11 protein-coding genes and 1 tRNA gene are annotated in these 17193 nt (G+C 41.1%); 7 read left to right on the top strand and 5 right to left on the bottom strand.

Annotation, left to right across the window (positions count from 1 at the left end; all coding sequences use genetic code 11):
• Nucleotides 1-181: 181 nt before the first annotated feature.
• Entirely contained in the window at nucleotides 182-754 is a 573-nt protein-coding gene (locus tag HXT33_RS05295) for a holo-ACP synthase (protein ID WP_421786864.1), read from the bottom strand.
• A 143-nt stretch (nucleotides 755-897) separates the two neighbouring features.
• Between HXT33_RS05295 and HXT33_RS05290 the strand changes: the two genes are divergently transcribed.
• A tRNA-Gly gene (locus HXT33_RS05290) sits at nucleotides 898-971 on the top strand.
• Nucleotides 972-1130: 159 nt separating this feature from the next.
• Nucleotides 1131-3326: a hypothetical protein gene (locus HXT33_RS05285; protein WP_421787610.1), complete on the top strand. Its 2196-nt coding sequence runs from the start codon at nucleotides 1131-1133 to the stop codon at nucleotides 3324-3326.
• Between the two features lie 274 nt (nucleotides 3327-3600).
• Here HXT33_RS05285 and HXT33_RS05280 read toward each other — a convergent pair whose 3' ends face one another.
• Nucleotides 3601-5424, bottom strand: a complete 1824-nt coding sequence (locus HXT33_RS05280) for a GH25 family lysozyme (RefSeq protein WP_421786862.1) — start codon at nucleotides 5422-5424, stop codon at nucleotides 3601-3603.
• A gap of 129 nt (nucleotides 5425-5553) precedes the next feature.
• Between HXT33_RS05280 and HXT33_RS05275 the strand changes: the two genes are divergently transcribed.
• Entirely contained in the window at nucleotides 5554-6534 is a 981-nt protein-coding gene (locus tag HXT33_RS05275) for a glycosyltransferase family 2 protein (RefSeq protein WP_004136718.1), read from the top strand.
• Between the two features lie 109 nt (nucleotides 6535-6643).
• Complete coding sequence (locus tag HXT33_RS05270) at nucleotides 6644-8320, top strand: glycosyltransferase family 39 protein (RefSeq protein WP_421786859.1); 1677 nt, start codon at nucleotides 6644-6646, stop codon at nucleotides 8318-8320.
• Here HXT33_RS05270 and HXT33_RS05265 read toward each other — a convergent pair.
• On the bottom strand, nucleotides 8255-9253 hold the full coding sequence (locus HXT33_RS05265) for an EamA family transporter (protein ID WP_421786857.1): 999 nt from the start codon (nucleotides 9251-9253) through the stop codon (nucleotides 8255-8257). The genes HXT33_RS05270 and HXT33_RS05265 overlap by 66 nt on opposite strands.
• A 19-nt stretch (nucleotides 9254-9272) precedes the next feature.
• Entirely contained in the window at nucleotides 9273-11063 is a 1791-nt protein-coding gene (locus tag HXT33_RS05260) for an NTP transferase domain-containing protein (RefSeq protein WP_421786855.1), read from the bottom strand.
• Nucleotides 11064-11277: 214 nt separating this feature from the next.
• On the opposite strand from HXT33_RS05260, the gene HXT33_RS05255 reads away from it, so the two are divergent.
• Nucleotides 11278-12411, top strand: a complete 1134-nt coding sequence (locus tag HXT33_RS05255; protein WP_116794254.1) for a LicD family protein — start codon at nucleotides 11278-11280, stop codon at nucleotides 12409-12411.
• Between the two features lie 25 nt (nucleotides 12412-12436).
• On the opposite strand, the gene HXT33_RS05250 is transcribed toward HXT33_RS05255, so the two are convergent.
• Complete coding sequence (locus HXT33_RS05250; RefSeq protein ID WP_421786853.1) at nucleotides 12437-14824, bottom strand: glycosyltransferase family 2 protein; 2388 nt, start codon at nucleotides 14822-14824, stop codon at nucleotides 12437-12439.
• Between the two features lie 194 nt (nucleotides 14825-15018).
• Here HXT33_RS05250 and HXT33_RS05245 point away from each other — a divergent pair, with 194 nt between their 5' ends.
• Nucleotides 15019-15843 carry an ABC transporter permease gene (locus HXT33_RS05245; protein ID WP_004133710.1) on the top strand — a complete coding sequence of 275 codons (825 nt, stop codon included), beginning with the start codon at nucleotides 15019-15021 and terminating at the stop codon, nucleotides 15841-15843.
• 62 nt (nucleotides 15844-15905) lie between these two features.
• The gene (locus HXT33_RS05240) at nucleotides 15906-17192 is read left to right on the top strand and encodes an ABC transporter ATP-binding protein (protein ID WP_375169298.1); all 1287 of its coding nucleotides are present in this window, start codon (nucleotides 15906-15908) and stop codon (nucleotides 17190-17192) included.
• Nucleotide 17193: the final 1 nt, after the last annotated feature.

Genomic DNA, 17193 nt, shown 5'->3' with positions numbered 1-17193 from the left:
TTTCTATACTACAACTACTTGCGTGATTTTTTAATGCGACAACAAACGACATGAATATTCCCGGCGTTTGTTTTCGCTCTGGCTGTTTTTGACCACATTTGCCGTGTATTTTCACTGGCGTTTGTTTTCGCTCTGGCGTTATTTGACCACATTTGCCGTGTTATTTCCTCGGCATTTGTGCCTACAGGATTTCGAGCATAGCAACAGCGGAGGCGACTGCTGTATTGTTCTGCACTGATCCGTCATGAGTTAGCGAGATATGCCAACGAATTGTGTTACGAATATCTCTATGTGAATTTGGAAGATTCGTAAGCTGCGGCTTTTCCGTGATCTTCGACGTTTTTATAAGATTCGTAAGATTAGTCGAATCCGAAAGTTCTGTAGAAAGTTTTTTCGAAACTGATTCGTAAAGCTTATTCTGCACTTCTTGCGCAAGCTCCACGCGCGGGCAGCCATACGAATCGTCAAGAATCTCAACGCCAGCCCATGGCATGTTATCGAGAGTATAGGGGTATTCGGTGGGGTAGCCGGTATTGCAGTTCATTAGCGCCTCGCACCACGCTTTAATAACGGCTTCCTTTCCAGCCCAGCGCGCCGCAATATGCAAAGCTTCGTCGTCGTGCTTCGTATCGGAACGCAAACTGCACTGCCGAAGTTCGCGCACAGAAAACAGCGCGCGCCAACCATTGCCTTCGCGCATCTGCTCAGCAAATTGCGCAACATTCACCACATCGTGACCTAATCCTGCAATCATGCGCTCTCCTTACTAATCTGCGCTCACAAACTGATATGTACCCTTTCTGGATACGTATCCCTTTTTACTTAATCATATCGCCGCGCGAATGCAAACTTGCTCTATGTCGTAAGCTTCTGTATACTTAAACAAGTTGCTATTTTGCGGACGTAGCTCAATGGTAGAGTCTCAGTCTTCCAAACTGATTACGCGGGTTCGATTCCCGTCGTCCGCTCCACTTTTTGAAATTCGTTTTTGCTCTATATCTTTTCCTATATATTGTTTCGTTCTGTATTTTTTATTGCGTTTCTAATATTTCCCTTCATCCATCATGAGTTTGCAATATACTTGCATATCAAAGGGCATAAAGAATTTATAGTTGATTAGGAATACGGAATTGCAAAAATTTTTAGAAAAATTTTTAGAAAAAAATAACGCAATACGAAAAATATTACCGTTCGTAACAATATTTGTAATAACTGGTCTTATTGCAATCGCATTCTTCAGTAACCTGTATCTTGCGTACAACTCACGTAATTACGCGCAAAAACCTCTTGTCTTAAGTAAAGCAATCATACCGGATTCCAGCAGTTACAACGAGCAAACCGGTGAAAAAAATAACAGAGAACAAGCGCAAATTATCGGCGATTCCATTTCTATCCCAAATTCGGGAGCAGACGTAATATTAAGCGGAATTAACGAAAATACTAAAGCTTTGAAAATCGAGTTGCAGCAAGAAAAGCCTTCAACTTTCGTCACCGGCACGTTAGAAATAGAAGACTTTGGCATTGCGCCAAACGCCTACACTTTAGCGGATTCTTTCCAAATGTCTACCGGAAAGCACAATACTAGAGTTCTTCGTTTTGAAAGTCATGGAACTGCGTACAAAGCTAAGCTTCATTTTAATCAAACCGGAGCTCCTTTTACGCTCAAAGCTGTAACAGTAAATCCGCCTTTTGCGCTGCACGTAAACTTTGGAATGTGGGCAATACTTTTCGTTGTAAGCTCGCTTATGTTCTTGGTATATAAGAAAAAGTGGTACTTGCTTAATTACGACCGCCACAATCTTGCGCAAAATATAGTTTTTTGGGCAGTATGCGCAATTCTTATGGGATTCTCGCTTTATTTGTGCTTTATTGTGTACCGCGGTCACGGAATTCGCGTGCCATTCCCTTCCGATTTATACGATCGCGTCAACGGCAATCCGTACACCGAACAGCTTAAAGCTTGGAAATCAAACTCCTTGGCTTTGTTGCAGCAGCCGCCTAAAGAATTAGTAGAATCCGCAAACCCGTTTAGCTGGGGCGAGCGCATGGACTTGGGCTCTAAAGGAGCATCCATACCTTGGGATGTTGTGCTACACAATAATCACTACTACTGCTACTTTGGCATCGTGCCGTTCCTGCTCACTTACTTGCCTTTTAATCTTCTCTTCCCGCACGCAGTTCCTTCAGCAATATTAGTTGTTACAGTATTTGCGGTTGCGATTATTCCATCTATGTTCGCGCTTCTTAGAGAAGTTGTTGAATTCTTTGCAATACGCGCCAATTACTGCCTGTTTTTGCTTGCTGCAGCAGCTTTCCCATTCGGATGCTTAATCTTCTACTTGCAATCTTCAGCATCCCTTTACTATATGCCGCTTCTTAGCGCAATACTGTTTGGAATCTTATTCGTATACGCTTCTCTTAAAGCTGTGCGACTTTACACAACTCATTCGCGCGTGGGGTACGCGCTTTTTGCGCTCGCTGGCATAAGTCTTGCTTTACAATGCGGATCTAGGCCAAACGCGTGTATTCCGGTTGTTGCTTTTATAGCGCCGTTGTTTATTGCGATACTATTTGATGCAAAGCGAAGTATTTTAAATCGCGTTGCTGCAGCTTCAAGCTTCCTTGTTCCTGCGATTGTAGGCGTAACTGGAATATTAACTTATAATTACTTGCGTTTTAAGTCTTTCTTTAATTTTGGAAATGAAGAGCAACTTACGAATTTTGATTTGCGATTTAATAGCAAATCTTTTGATCCTACTAAAATTCGCGATATTTTCCTTAATTATTTCTTGAAACCTTTTAATATTTCGGAGAATTTCCCATATATCTCTATACCTTGGGCAAATAATCAAGGCTACGGTAATTCTTTCTACACGCATATGATTTTCGGTCTTATGATGATTCCGCTTTTCTGGTGGCTGTTCACGTTAAGACGTAAGTTTATGCAAAAAATTGAGTATATTATGACAGTTGTTGGATTAGTAGCATCCTTCTTGCTGCTGTATCTTAACTACTGTTTAGGCGGCAATTTGTACCGTTACTATTGCGATTCGATTATTATATTTATTTTGATTGCAATAATGAGTATGCTTCACAGAGTTAAGCCTTATAGCAAAGATCTTGATGTTACTTGTGAAGAAGATTGCGCAATTGCTGAGCAATCGTCTTTGCATTTGTATATTCCAGCTGTGCTTTGTGCAGCGGCAACTATTGTAATAGTTGGTTTATTAGTATTCAGTAATCATACTGAGCCGTCTGCTGATATACAAAACGTAAACCCTGATTTATTCCTTAAGTGGAGTGATTTATTTACGATTGGTCGCTGATTTACGTATTGCGCGTCGCTCCAAACGCGAGGAACTTACCCCGCATTTGGAGGGTTTAGCTTCGTGAATCGCTCCAAACGCGAGGAACTTACCCCGCATTTGGAGAGTTTAGCTTCGTGAATCGCTCCAAACGTGAGGAACTTACCCCGCATTTGGAGCGCACAAGTATCTACATGAATGAATGACGAAGCAATTAATATGCAAAACAAACTATATAAAAATGGCCGGCATGCTGTTTAGCACACCGGCCACTTTATTAGATTAGTAAACTTAATTACTTAGCTTGCAATATAGCCTTTTGGCAAGTTTGACGCCAAATACCATTGCCGTCGTAATGCTCGTCTTCAACAGGAGCACCGAGCTTTTCAAAGCCGCCGCGAGCGTAGTAATCTTTACGAAGATTGAACATAAGAACAAACTTCTTATATTTACCTTGCGTCCAAACGTCGCCGTTCTTGCAGCGCTGACGCCACCAGCCGCCGCCCATATTTTCCTCTTCTGCAACAGGAGAGCCAAGCCAAGCAGCACCGCGATGTCCGTTATAAGAGTCGCGTAACTCAAACTGAATCACATACTTAGTGTCTTTACCTTGCGTCCAAACATCGCCGTTCTTGCAGCGCTGACGCCACCAGCCGCCGCCCATGTTCTCCTCATCGGAAATAGGCGATCCAAGTCGCGAATAGCTTCCGTGCTTGTAGTAGGAGTCGCGCAATTCGTACTGGATTACGTACTTCTTATCTCGGCCTTGCGTAAACACGTCGCCGTTCTTGCAGTGCTGACGCCACCAGCCGCCGCCCAAGTTTTCTTCGTCTGCAATAGGAGCGCCAAGACGAGTGAATCCTCCGTGCTTGTAGTAGGAGTCGCGCAATTCGTACTGAATTACGTACTTCTTATCTCGGCCCTGTGTAATAACGTCGCCGTTCTTGCAGCGTTGACGCCACCAGCCGCCGCCCAAGTTTTCTTCGTCTGCAATAGGAGCGCCAAGGCGAGCGTATCCGCCGTGACCGTAGTAGGAGTCGCGCAATTCGTACTGCAGAATAAAGCTTTTATCTCCGTTGGTCCAAAGATCGCGGCGATTCGCTTTCTTGCTTACTTTCCAGCCGTCTCCAACATCTTGCGAAGAATTCGCGCTGGTGTTTGTAATCGTGTTACCAAACTCAGAAACGCCATTGATTTCGCCGCCATCAGCCATTCCAAATGCGTTCAAATCAACGCGACCCTCAATGCCGTTCACGCTGCCGCTTGACGTATACTGCCATCCGCGCAAAGCTGTAGAAATAGGGAAGCCTACGCGAGAACCGTAGCTAGCAACCCAGCTTGTGCGCTCGTGAATATACTGAGAATTTAATGGTCCTCTCAAATAATTCGTATAAGAGTAAACGCCGAGCTTATGGTAGCCTGCAGAAACCAGCTGATTCCACCATGAAGCAACAATATCCTGGTAAACGTATGGGGATGTTGGTGGTTTATGACCGCTCCAGCTCCACCTTTCCAAGTCGTAGTAAACAGGGTAAGTCAAATCTTCAGGATCAACTCCAGCGCCCTTCAAAAGACTGACAATATCTGCACCTTCAGCTGCACCATCTTCCGGCTTTTCTGCGTAAGAATACATGTAAATGCCAAATGGAATACCAAGACGCTTGCACTCGCTAATATTGCGCAAAGCCTGCTTGTCGTAGCCATTACCCCAACCGTAGCTAATGCGAATAATCGCGCCGTCTATGCCGGAATCTTTTACAGCATCCCAATCAATTAAATGCTGATGCTCAGAAACGTCAATAACACCTTTGGCGTTTTTAACGAATTCATCACCGTTTCCGTCAATAAAAGCAGGTGAACCATCGGAATCTTCCCAATGAGCGCCATATTCATTTTCAGAAAGCGATGTTTGACGCACAACGCCGGAAGCATGAGGTTGCACTATAGTATTTGCAACATTATTTTTCAAAGCGCCAGTAGGCAATGAGGTCTGCTTAGGTGCTACAACGTTCATAGTAAATGCGGTAGCAATTGAAGCTAATCCAGCTAATACACGCACGATAATCTGTCCCACGAGTCCTCCAGACATGTTTTTTACGTGTTTATCTGCTACTACCATAGCAACAGCACCATAAAATTGGCGCAAAATCAACAGAAATGTCGTTTTTCATTTTTCTATGTGACTTTAGATTCTTGTACTAGACTATACTGTCTACTTGTAAATACAGTTTCTGGAGATTGTTAGATTATGAATACTTCGTTAAACAGCGCGCATGAAAGTGTGCCAATTTTGTACATTGTTGTACCTTGCTTTAACGAGGAAGAAGGTCTTTCTAAAACGGCTGCGGTTCTTCAAAATAAGATGACTAATCTTATGAATCAGAAACTTATTCATTCGTACAGTCGCGTAATTTTTGTTGACGATGGTTCAAAAGATTCTACTTGGAATTTAATCGCCTCATTTAATCGCAAAAATCCTTCACTTTTTGGCGGTGTAAAGCTTGCGCATAATCGCGGCCACCAAAATGCGCTGTATGCGGGTCTTATGTATGCGCGCGAGCAAGGTTGTGATGCAGCAATTTCTATGGATTCCGATTTGCAAGATGATGTAAACGCTGTTGATGAAATGCTTAAAAAGTTTGCGCAAGATGGTTGCGAAATTGTTTACGGCGTTCGCTCTTCGCGCAAAAAAGACACTTGGTTTAAGCGAAATACGGCTTTGGCTTTTTATAAGATTTTTGCCTCAATGGGTGCAGAAGTTGTGCCAAACCATGCAGATTATCGTTTAATGAGTTCGATTGCGTTGGATGCCCTTTCTGAGTACAGCGAAGTCAACTTATTCTTGCGCGGAATTGTGCCAATGCTCGGTTTTAAAACCGCAAAAGTTTATTACGAGCGTGGAGTAAGAACGGCTGGCGTTTCTAAGTATCCTTTGAAAAAGATGATTTCCTTTGCTTTAGAGGGAATTACATCGTTTTCTGTTAAGCCGCTGAAATTAGTTACGTATATGGGCTTGCTTTCTATTGTTATTGGTTTTGCAATGTTTATTTACGTAATTGCGTCGCTGTTTACTAATCACACTGCTGTTGGTTGGTCTTCGCTTATGTGCTCAATATGGTTTATTGGCGGATTTCTTATGATTTCTATGGGTATTCTTGGAAGTTATATTGGCAAGATTTATTTGGAATCGAAGCATCGTCCGCGCTACTATATTGAGCAATCTTTGTAAATATAATATAAATATAATTTTGTAAATACGATTTTTGTAAATACGATTTTTATAAATAATCTTTGTAAAGGCACTTTGTAAAAGTAATCTTTTAAAGGGGTTTGAAAGTATGGTTAAGTGTTTGCAGAATATAAGCGTAATGCTTGGGCGCTTTTTTAGTACTGCCGCACTTTGGTGCGCTGCAGTATTTTTCAGCGCGCTATCCTTGCTTAATCTAGTTATTTCAGCTCATCTTTTACCAGGCGACTACACTCTTGAATTTTTATGGTTCCAGGCTCCATTCGTAATTGCTATAAGCGCAGCAATATTCTTTATTATTGCGTTTTTACGAAAACGTGAGCTTATTAATAAGTTGCGTATACGCTACGTTGCGGCCGCTGTTTTTGCTTATGTTTTTGTGGCAGGTTTAATTTGGGTACATGTTACTCACGCGTGGCCGGAGTGGGATCCAGTATACCTGTTTAGCGCAGCGCAATATTATGCAGATCCTAATAGAACTCCTGTGGTTTGTGGAGTTGACACTTCGGAATTATCTTGGATTGTGTGCCCGGGCGGCTACTTGACTCGCTTCCCATTCCAATTCCCACTTCTTTCTCTTATGCGATTTTTGGTAATCGTTTTTGGGCCTAACGCATACACGGCGTTTGAAGTTTTGAATGTACTATGTGCTGCTATTACTGGCGTTCTTATTGCGTACTACGTGAATTTATTATTCCGCAATAAAAATGTGACGATTCTTTCTTTGCTTTTTTATGCAGCATTTTTGCCTATGATTTTTTACGCGACTTTTGCTTACGGCAATACGCTTTGCTTGCCGTTTGTGTTTGGAGCGCTTATTTTTCACGCAAAAAATATTCGTGGCGGCAGTTGGCGTGATGCAATGCAATCGTTGATTTGCATATTCTTTGCAATATTACTTAAGTCTACTATGGTTTATTGCTTACTTGGCATGATTGTTGTGTGGATTGTGTCTGCTTTGCGTTCTAAAAAGTGGGAGCATGCTGTTTGTGTGTTGCTCGCAATCGCGTTCTTTGCTTTAAGTAATGTTACGGTTGCAGATGCAGCTAATTCTTTTGGTCACAGTGCAAAAGATGGTTTGCCTTCTACAGTTTGGCTTGCGATGGCAACGGATCCTGCTAGAAAAGGCGGTCCAAATAATCCTGGCTGGTATAACGGATACCCAACTAGCTTTGACGTTGCAACCTATAATAAAGAGACTATAAAGAAGGAATCTACTGAATTTTTACGCAAAAATATTAATTTCTTCTTAAAAAATCCTAAGCAAATAGCGACTTTCTTTACTAAAAAGTTTGCGGGAGAGTGGCTTGAACCAACTTACGAATCTTTGCTTGCAAGCAGTTGGAAGTGGAACGGTCCGTACAGGCAGGTTTTAATTGATCGCAAAATGAATCCTGCTTTGCGCTCGCTTTATTCTGGAAAGTTAAATATGGTTGTTTTTACTTTCCTAGATGCTCTTCAATTTATGCTTGTTGCGTTTACAACAGTATTTTTGTGCGTATTGTTGCGTAAAAGAAAGTCGCCTTCTTCTTTGTCTAAGATTTCTTGCGAATTTTCTTACGAATACTTGACTCCGCTTTTAACTCCGCTTGTTATAGTGCTAGGAATGGCAGTTTTGTACATTGTTTGGGAAGCGCAGTCGCAGTATATTCTTCCTGCGTATTTGCTTATGATTCCGTTTGCAGCTCGCGGCTTTGATATGTTACTGACGTGCTACGAAAACCGTGCTGCACATAATAGTAATGCAGCAAATCCAAGCCAAAACTGACGGCATTGTGCATGAGATTATTGCTGTTACTATCATGCTCCAAGCTGCGTAAGTAACGTTTGCAGCCATTGCGCGCGATGCTCCAACTTTCGCAATACCGCGGTAATAGCAAAGGTACGAGCTCACTCCAAGAAGGCCGACAATAATCGCCATTCCTGCTATTTTGAAAGATTGAAGCGAGCTTGTGTTTAGTGAAATATAGGATTCTAATCCTGTAGAAGTGACTGCAGAAGTGCCTGTAGAAGTGACTGTAGAAGAGACAAATATACTAGAAACAATCGCAATAATCGCAATAATAACGTAAGCAAATGCGGATGTAGTTTGGCGAATATGAAGTATTATTTCGTCGTCTATGCTTTTTTGGCGCGTAGCCCAAGCGCACACAACTGCTTCGCTTCCCCAACCGACTACGCTTAAAATTGCTCCGGCTAAACCAAGTATTGTGTTTGAATTTACGTAAGATTGAGCATCTTGAGCGCAAGAAAAGTATCCTAAAGCAGAAACCGCAATAAGAGCTAACGCAAAAGCTGAATATTTTGCCGCACTTAAGCGTTCGCGAAGTATTAGCGCAGAAAGTACGGTTCCAACTGCAGGGTAGAAGGCGGAAATTGCAGCAGCGTATCCAGCTCCTATATTGCTTGCTGCTAAAACGTATCCGCTCATGCCGAGCGGTCCGCCAAGTAAAGATCCTACGATAATAAGTGCCAGAATCCGTGGTTTATTTAGTATTTCAAGCGTTTTATGCCATTTTTTTCGAGTACTTATGTAAATCCACATAAAAATTGCGCATACAGCGTCGTGGAGTAGAGCTCCAAGAATACCAACGAATATTACTGAATTAGTGCTGCTGTTATAGCTAAGAAATGTGGTTAAAATTGCAAGTAAGGCAGTGTCAATTCCCCAAAGGAATCCGCTTAAAAACGCGTATTTCATAAGTACCTAATTTCGTGTTTTAATTTTCGTACATTTTAAGAGCTTCATTAATATAGCGTTTTGCGTACCGGTAGTAGGTATACATGCAAGTTCCTATGTTCTCGCCTTCCGCTTCTTTAACAAGCGACCACAAATGCCAACACCATCCTGCGAATCCCACAAAAGCCAGCAAATGACGCTTTTCTTGAGTTGACGGAGTGTGTGCTAAATAAATAGGCATAGCTTCGTTTATTTCAGTATCGTTAAATTCGTCCGAAACGCATAACGTGCCAAAATCTTGCGCATAATCAGACATTCCGGCATATTCCCAATCAATAAGATGGTATCGATTTTGTTTGTCGATTAAAATATTTGCTCCCAAAATATCGTTATGGCAAGGACAGTAGTTTTGTGGATCCTTAGATACTACTAATTCGTGAAGCTTTTTTGCGCTCAATCCCAGATCAATAATTTTTTGCGGAATCGTAACTTTTCTATTATTTAATTCGCTTATGTAACGTTGAGATTCTAAGTAAAAATCGAAAGTTCTAAGCATCTTTCTGTTGCTTTCGTGTAATAAGCGCACTAAAGCCAATCCCTCTTTAAGCTCTTTCAAATTGTGCATATTAGCTGTTTTGCAATCGGGCAAAAAGTGCGAAATCTTCCAGCCAACAGTTTCGTCTGCTGCAATAAAAGTGCCGTCTAAACCAATCTGCTTAGCAAGATTTAATGCTTCAACTTCCGCCTTTCTATTAATAAGTACGTCTGTGCCAACGCCAGGATGTCTATAAACGTACTCGCTTTTTCCAACTGAAAAATGGCAAGATAAATTAGTAAGACCATTTTTTAGTGGATACACGTTATAAATATCGGATTTCTTGCAATTAAGCGTTTTAGTAATATGATCAAAAATTGCGCTATCAATATTTTCTAGGAAAAGCGGATCAAATTCGCGCAACTCGTCAATAGAATCAAATTCGTGAATAATTGGCGGATCGTATTTGCGCATTTGCATATCTAGCTCGTCAATATGTTCAATAAAAATATCTTCCCAAAGTTTTCCTGCAGTTTGCGGCAAATCGTATTCTTTGCGAAGAATTTGCACAAATCGCTTAGAAAATTCGGTGTCGAAATACACGTGACCAATCATGTACCAAGCGTCACTTCCGCCAATCGTAACTTTTGTAATGCGATTATGTGCTCCGCAAGTCATGCACCATTCTTTAGTGTATCCTTGCTGGAATTGTGCGGAATAATAAGCTTTCCAAACGTATTTTTCAAAGGGATTTTCGTCAAAATAATTGTCGGATGAGCAAATATAAGTGTTAGATAACTGGTTCGCTACAGCCATAAGCGAACTGTTATTATTGCGAGTGTTGTATTCGCTATTTGGCACGATTTTTACGTTAAAAGCGTCTTCTAAGTAGAAAAACTGCTCCTGCTTGTAGCCAACAACAACAGTTATATCGTTAATCCCAGCTTCGTGAAGTTGCTTGATTTGGCGCTCAATAAGAACTTCGCCTTTTACTGTAAGCAAGCCTTTTGGAGTTTCGTACGAAACTGGTGAGAATCTTGACGAAAATCCTGCGGCCATAATAATAGCGTTTTTAACTTTGTGCGGCTCAAGTTCAGCAAGACCTTTAGGTGTAATTTGCAATGTTTCTGCCGCTTTAATAAGATGCTTATTTTCTGCGCTTTTGATTGAAGAATTGACGGTTCCGAGCGAAATTCCTGCGCGCGTGGCAATATCTCGCTGACTTATTTGCTGGGAGTTGTTTGTGTTATTTAGTAGGGCAGTAAGTAGCCTAAATTCGTTGTGATTAATAGCCATGCGCACCTCACTTGGATTGGTGTTTTGTTCATTATATAACAAGCGTTCAAAAATAGCTATTGAATCTTTATTTTGAACAGTGAGAGTATAAATCCGACCAAAACGACTCAGCTGTGTAAAGAATAGGTCGCTCGCAAGCAACAAAGCGTATATAATGAATAACCATATGACTTATCGAGAGTAAAAGTGGAGAAACATACAAAAGGTGTGAATTATGGCGTCAGTATTTCGTAGATTATTCCGTGGGCTTATTGACCGTTGTCCTTCCTCTAAGCGTTCAATAAGAGATCTTCGCGCACAAGTTGGCGATTTGCAGACTCGCTTAACTCGCATGCAGGAAATTCTCGACGGTCAGCTGGTACATATACTAGAAAATCAGCGTATGCTGCACGTCGATATGCTTACGAATCGTGAGCATTCGTCACTTTTAGGTTGGTCTAATTACAGGCGTGACAATGAAAGCGATTTGGACGCGCGTAAGCGTTTTTACTATTCGCTTCCTAAAGCAACAGGTTCCGTGCGACTTATTCAACGAGGTTGCGCTAGTCTTTTAAACGAGTTTGCTGAAATTGCGCGCGAGCATAATCTTCAATATTGGGCTGATTTTGGAACTTTGCTTGGTGTTGTTCGTCATCGCGGATTTATTCCATGGGATGATGATGTTGATCTTGGAATGATTAGAGAAGATATTGATACCTTACTCAATCTTCTTCAAAATGATGAGGAGTTGTCGAAACGCTACCGTGCAGTTCTTGTTTTTGATCCTTACGTATGCTGCAGGCAGTTGCGTTTGCGCTACAAAAATCCTGAAAATCCTAGCTTTATAGATATTTTCTTCTACGATTATTTGCCTGAGTACAATGAGCAGATTAGACGAAGATTTATTGAGATTCGTAAAACTTTGCAAGATGATTTGCGCTCGCAGCCATTCTATGATGAGTGGCTTAAAGGCGGGTATCGTGAAGATGGTGCTAAGTTTACTAGAGAAATCGAAAGTATTTTTACAAAGTATCGCGAAATTGCGCAAAACGAAAATATTATTTCTAAATCTTCAACTAATGAAACTTATGGCGTTATTTACGGTATTGATAATGTTGATGCAGAATCCATATATATGGTTAGCTGCAAAAACATGTTCCCACTAAATCAAGATCAATTTGAAGATTTTTCAGTATGCGTGCCAAATGATGCGCAAAAAATTCTGTACAGTTATTACGGGAATATTTATCAGCTTCCAGCAGACATGTTCTCGCACTTCCAGCATGTTAGTCGCGATTGCCTTGAGAATCAGTGCATTATAAATGCGATTGAGGAAGATATAGCAACAAATCCTTACGCAACTAAGTAAACTCTCGCATATGTAAGTAAGTAAATTATTTGCTATTTCGCCTCATAAGACGGAACTTTTTCTGCAATTTTGCAATAATAGACGGGAATGCTATTTTCTTCGCTGTTTTTACGATTTTCTCGCCAATAACGTAGCGTGCAGAAGTGCGAATACTGCTAATTTCCTGCTCGTAGTTTAGAGTTTTGCTCTCAAATTTAAGCATGCGCTCTTTAAGCCACAAAGTGCGTGAAGCGGTATTTAGCTGCAACTTTTGGAATTCGTTATACGAAAGCTCATCGTAGAAGTAGCTTGGCAAATTCTTAGAAATTTGATCATGATCCATAATTTGCATCACTTCTTGAAGCTTATTATTAACAATATCTGCCAAAGATTCAGACGTTACTCGTGTATGGCAGTCGTGAACAAAACTGTTCACAAGCGAATTTACGTATCCGCGATTGTATTGGTCAAGCAAGCCTTCGCTTTTAAGCCATTCTCCGGTTTCGATTACGGAATCAACTTCAAGAGGCGCTTCATCTTTAATAGCGTGATGCTCAATAGAAAGCCAGAAGTTTTCTGGAATATTAGTGTGGTGAAGGTTTTCGAATCCTTCGTCAGCTCCAACGCTGAATCTTCCATAAGCATCTTCGTAAGTTTTAGACAAATCGCAATACAGTATTTTCTGTGCTTTTAATGCTGCGCGAGTTGTAAAAGTCATTAAAGTTGAAGGCAGGTCGTGTTTTCCAGCTTCAGCTTTAGAAGCTTTCAAAAAGTCGGTTCGCCAAATTTTTTGCCAGCCATAACTGTAGCAGCTGTCTAACAAAAGTTCCGGAATATCGCTAGCTTTATAAAGACCGTAACTTACGTCTTTATTAGCATCTTCCGAATTCGTTGGCATAATAAACTGCTGCTGCAAAATATTAGATTCTTTAGTTTTTGCGCTGTTTTTTAATGCACAATCAATCAAATAATCGCTGTGTTTGCTTTTATTGTTGAAGAAAGCGAGGTCGACGCTGGCTGTTTTACTAGCGTCTTTAGCCGCGTTTTCACTATCTTTTTCACAAATTTCGTTATAATACTGCACCTGATTTAGCGCTTCAGATAGCACTTTTTCGTTAATTATGTAGCTTGAAGGCATAAACATTGTGTATGTGCCGTGAGCGTAAGAAATTGCTTTAGAAAGCATATCTTTAATACTTGCGGTATCTTCATGCGACTGAATTGTAAAACGCTTATCTTTACTAGTAAACTTTTTGGCAATTGCAAGCGTACTGTCGTTTGAATGCGAGTCAACAATAATAAATTCGCAAGGAATACTGCTTATTGAGCTGCAAGCTTTAAGCGAATCAACAATCCAAGAATGAGCATTATGCGTAAATATTACGAGCGAAAGCTTAGGATTTGCCTCTGCTTTTTGTGGCTTAACTTCGTATGACGAGCCGAGGAAATCCATGTAATAATCCATAAATTCTGGCTTAAGGCGTGATGCCATAAGGAAAACTTCTTTTGAATCCATGGAACTAAAAACTTCATAAATAAGTTTGCGGATTTCCGGATTCTTATCGTCAAAACCAAACTCTGTAATCAAGGAGTTTACGTAATCAAATTCGCGAGAATAAAAAGCGTGCAAAATTTCGCGAGAAATATTCTGCTTACTAAGAAACTCGCGCATATCTCGCAAACGGTCGAAAGGAAGATGGAAATCCTTCAATAAACTAGATGCGCCCGGATTAGTTTGACGATAATAGTAGTACTTTCCAGGATTCCAGCAGATTTTATTTGCTAAAACCATAGTTTGTGCAAAGAAAGGATTATCGGTCCAACCTGCTCCAGGAATTGGCTTAAAACGTATGATTTCGTGATTGCGGTTATCTCCGTTAAGAAAATCTTTGCGGTAAATAGCCGACCAAATAGAAGGATGATGGTAGAAAGGCTCAGCAAATTCGCTAAGATTAAAAATAGTGCGATGCTCAGGCATGAAATAGCACAAGTTTGGCGTTTCTACAGCCGACTTATAACCATCTTTGCCGTCGTAAAAAAGCCAGTATCCGCCTTTGATAACATCTAGGGTTGCGCCAGTTTCGCCGACTTTGTCAGAATTTTTTCCAGCAATCTCAACATTGCTTAGCAAACGCTCATACATATGCGGATCAATAAAATCATCAGGCTCAATAATGCTAATCCACTCGCCTTTAGCGCGTTCCAAACCGCGATTGCAAGTAGCTCCGTAGCCCTCGTTTTCTTTTTCAATTACCACAAAGCGACTATCTTTTTTTGCAAAAGACTTCATAATATCGATGGAACCATCTTTGCTTCCATCCGAAAACATCAAACATTCCCAATCTTTAAAAGTTTGATTTTGAATAGACTCTAAACATTCTGGTAAAAAGGCTTCAACGTTATAAATTGGAACAATAATCGATACTTTCGGCATACGTACGATGTTAGCATAAGTGGTTTATGAATGTTGATTTAGAGTATTCAAATGCAGCGCTCAATTATTATTACTAAAGCCTATTTTCAACTATAAGCTCGTTTTAGCAATAAGCTCATTTAGGCTAAAGTATCATTTCAATTAAAACATTCAATTACAACATAACTGATATTATTAAGAGCGTGAAAAATCTCATGGCTCGTTGTCGTAAAAAGTACGCGTATGCAAATATCGTGCTTCGCGGTTTAGTAAAAACCGATTTTAAGCTGCGTTACCAAGGCTCTTTCTTGGGTGTGGCGTGGTCGGCGTTGAAGCCGTTGATGATGTTTTGCGTTATGTATCTTATTTTTGGCAAGTTTTTGCGAATGACAGACGGCACGCCAACATACCCTGTGGTTCTTTTGATGGGAATTAGCGCGTGGCAGTTTGTGCAAGAATCAACTTCGATTGGTTTGCGCTCGCTTGTAGATCGTGGCGATTTGTTGCGCAAAATCCATTTTCCAAACTACATTGTTGTGGTTTCGGCAACGGTTGGATCTTTAATAAGCTTTTTGATTAATTTAGTAGTCGTGCTTATTTTTGCGATTATTGGCGGAGTGCATTTTACGTGGAGAGTGATTCTGCTTCCAATAAGTCTGATTCAGCTTTATGCAATTGCAATCGGAATGGCGCTAATAATGTCCACTATGTACGTGTTCTTCCGCGATATTTTGCATATTTGGGAAGTGGCTCAGCAGCTGCTGTTCTACGGAATGCCGATTATTTATCCGCTTAGTTACGTGATTAATAAGGGCGGTATTTTTGCGGTGCTGGCAAAGCTTGAGCTGCTTAATCCTATAGCGCAATGTATTCAGGATATGCGACACAATATGCTGGCTCCTGAAACGCAACCAACCGTGTGGAGTGAATTTGGATTCTCGTGGATGTCTTGCGTGCCGCTTTTGCTTACCGTGCTAATAGTGTGGCTTGGAGTGTATATATTCCGAAAAAATAGTCGCACTTTTGTAGAAATTATGTAGCGTGCTAAATTTACGAAAAATTTTACGATATTTATGACAGTTACGATGGGGAAGTGAAATTTATGAGTAAGTTGCAGGAAGAAGCGGCGGAAGTGCAAGAAGCGCAAGCAGCGCAAGTGCGTGATGACGATATTGTTTTATCAGTCAATCACGTAGGAAAATATTTTAAGTTACCAACCGAGCAAGCAACCGGCTTAAAGCAAGCGTTTATAAATCTTACTAAGGGTATTAAAGGCTACAAAATTCAGAACGTTCTTAAAGACATAAGCTTCGACGTGCATCGCGGCGAATTCTTTGGCATAGTCGGGCGAAATGGCGGAGGCAAATCAACCCTCTTAAAAATTATTTCGCAAATCTACTATCCAAATACTGGAAGTGTAAAAGTAAAAGGCAAGCTTGTGCCGTTTATTGAGCTTGGTGTTGGTTTTAACCCGGAACTTACCGGCCGCGAAAACGTGTATCTTAACGGAGCTTTACTTGGATTTACTCGCGCAGAAATCGACGCAATGTACGACGATATTGTGGAATTTGCTGAGCTTGAAGACTTTATGGATCAAAAGTTAAAGAATTACTCTTCGGGCATGCAAGTTCGCTTAGCGTTTTCTGTGGCAATTAAAGCGCAGGGAGATATTTTAGTTCTTGACGAAGTTTTGGCCGTTGGTGACGAAGCTTTTCAGCGCAAGTGTGACGCGTTCTTTACAGATATTCGTAAAGATCCAACTAAAACCGTTATTCTTGTTACGCACGATATGAATGCTGTGAAACGCTATTGCACGCGTGCGATGATGATTAGTGACGGTGAAGTTGCAGCAATTGGAAACACTGAGTCCGTGGCAGATCAATATACTTTGGCAAATATTGAGGCAGAGCGCGAAAAGCAAAATAAGCTTGGTGAAAAGCTGGGCAAGGGGCAGTATGCTCAAGGTTTGAACGCAAAGTGTCCGCTGCTTAGAACCTATGCTTTGGAAGACAAGATTTACAAGAGCAGCGATACTTTCCGTTTTGCTGTGGAATATCAGTACGACGAGCCGGGTGACTTTTACTTGGCGATTGCTTTGCATGACATTCGGCGCGGAGGAATTACTTACGATACTGGTTCTAAAGTGCTGAAAATGCAGAAGCGCGGGCATCAAACAGTGTATTTTGAAATGCCGTTAAATTTGTTTAACAATGGCGAGTTTACGCTGTTTACTTCCTTGCGCACGCCTAGCCCAACTGAGGACGACTACACGGATTTGCTTGCTGTGGCGGTGGATGCGAACGCTTGCACGTTTGTGATTAGAGATAGTCGAAATCGCGACTATGCTTTGCTAAGCGATCGCGCGATGATGATTAAGCAGGTTTCGTGAA

Source organism: Gardnerella sp. DNF00753 (assembly GCF_049244275.1).
GTDB lineage: Bacteria > Actinomycetota > Actinomycetes > Actinomycetales > Bifidobacteriaceae > Bifidobacterium > Bifidobacterium greenwoodii.
Note: the sequence above shows the minus strand (reverse complement) of the source record. Positions and strands in the feature narration are given on the sequence as shown.

What these genes read in the sequence shown, in the direction of transcription:
- HXT33_RS05280 (WP_421786862.1), bottom strand. Translation starts at nt 5,424, where the DNA reads ATGGTAGTAGCAGATAAACACGTAAAAAACATGTCTGGAGGACTCGTG.
- HXT33_RS05270 (WP_421786859.1), top strand. Translation starts at nt 6,644, where the DNA reads ATGGTTAAGTGTTTGCAGAATATAAGCGTAATGCTTGGGCGCTTTTTT.
- HXT33_RS05275 (WP_004136718.1), top strand. Translation starts at nt 5,554, where the DNA reads ATGAATACTTCGTTAAACAGCGCGCATGAAAGTGTGCCAATTTTGTAC.
- HXT33_RS05240 (WP_375169298.1), top strand. Translation starts at nt 15,906, where the DNA reads ATGAGTAAGTTGCAGGAAGAAGCGGCGGAAGTGCAAGAAGCGCAAGCA.
- HXT33_RS05250 (WP_421786853.1), bottom strand. Translation starts at nt 14,824, where the DNA reads ATGCCGAAAGTATCGATTATTGTTCCAATTTATAACGTTGAAGCCTTT.
- HXT33_RS05265 (WP_421786857.1), bottom strand. Translation starts at nt 9,253, where the DNA reads ATGAAATACGCGTTTTTAAGCGGATTCCTTTGGGGAATTGACACTGCC.
- HXT33_RS05255 (WP_116794254.1), top strand. Translation starts at nt 11,278, where the DNA reads ATGGCGTCAGTATTTCGTAGATTATTCCGTGGGCTTATTGACCGTTGT.
- HXT33_RS05245 (WP_004133710.1), top strand. Translation starts at nt 15,019, where the DNA reads ATGGCTCGTTGTCGTAAAAAGTACGCGTATGCAAATATCGTGCTTCGC.
- HXT33_RS05295 (WP_421786864.1), bottom strand. Translation starts at nt 754, where the DNA reads ATGATTGCAGGATTAGGTCACGATGTGGTGAATGTTGCGCAATTTGCT.
- HXT33_RS05260 (WP_421786855.1), bottom strand. Translation starts at nt 11,063, where the DNA reads ATGGCTATTAATCACAACGAATTTAGGCTACTTACTGCCCTACTAAAT.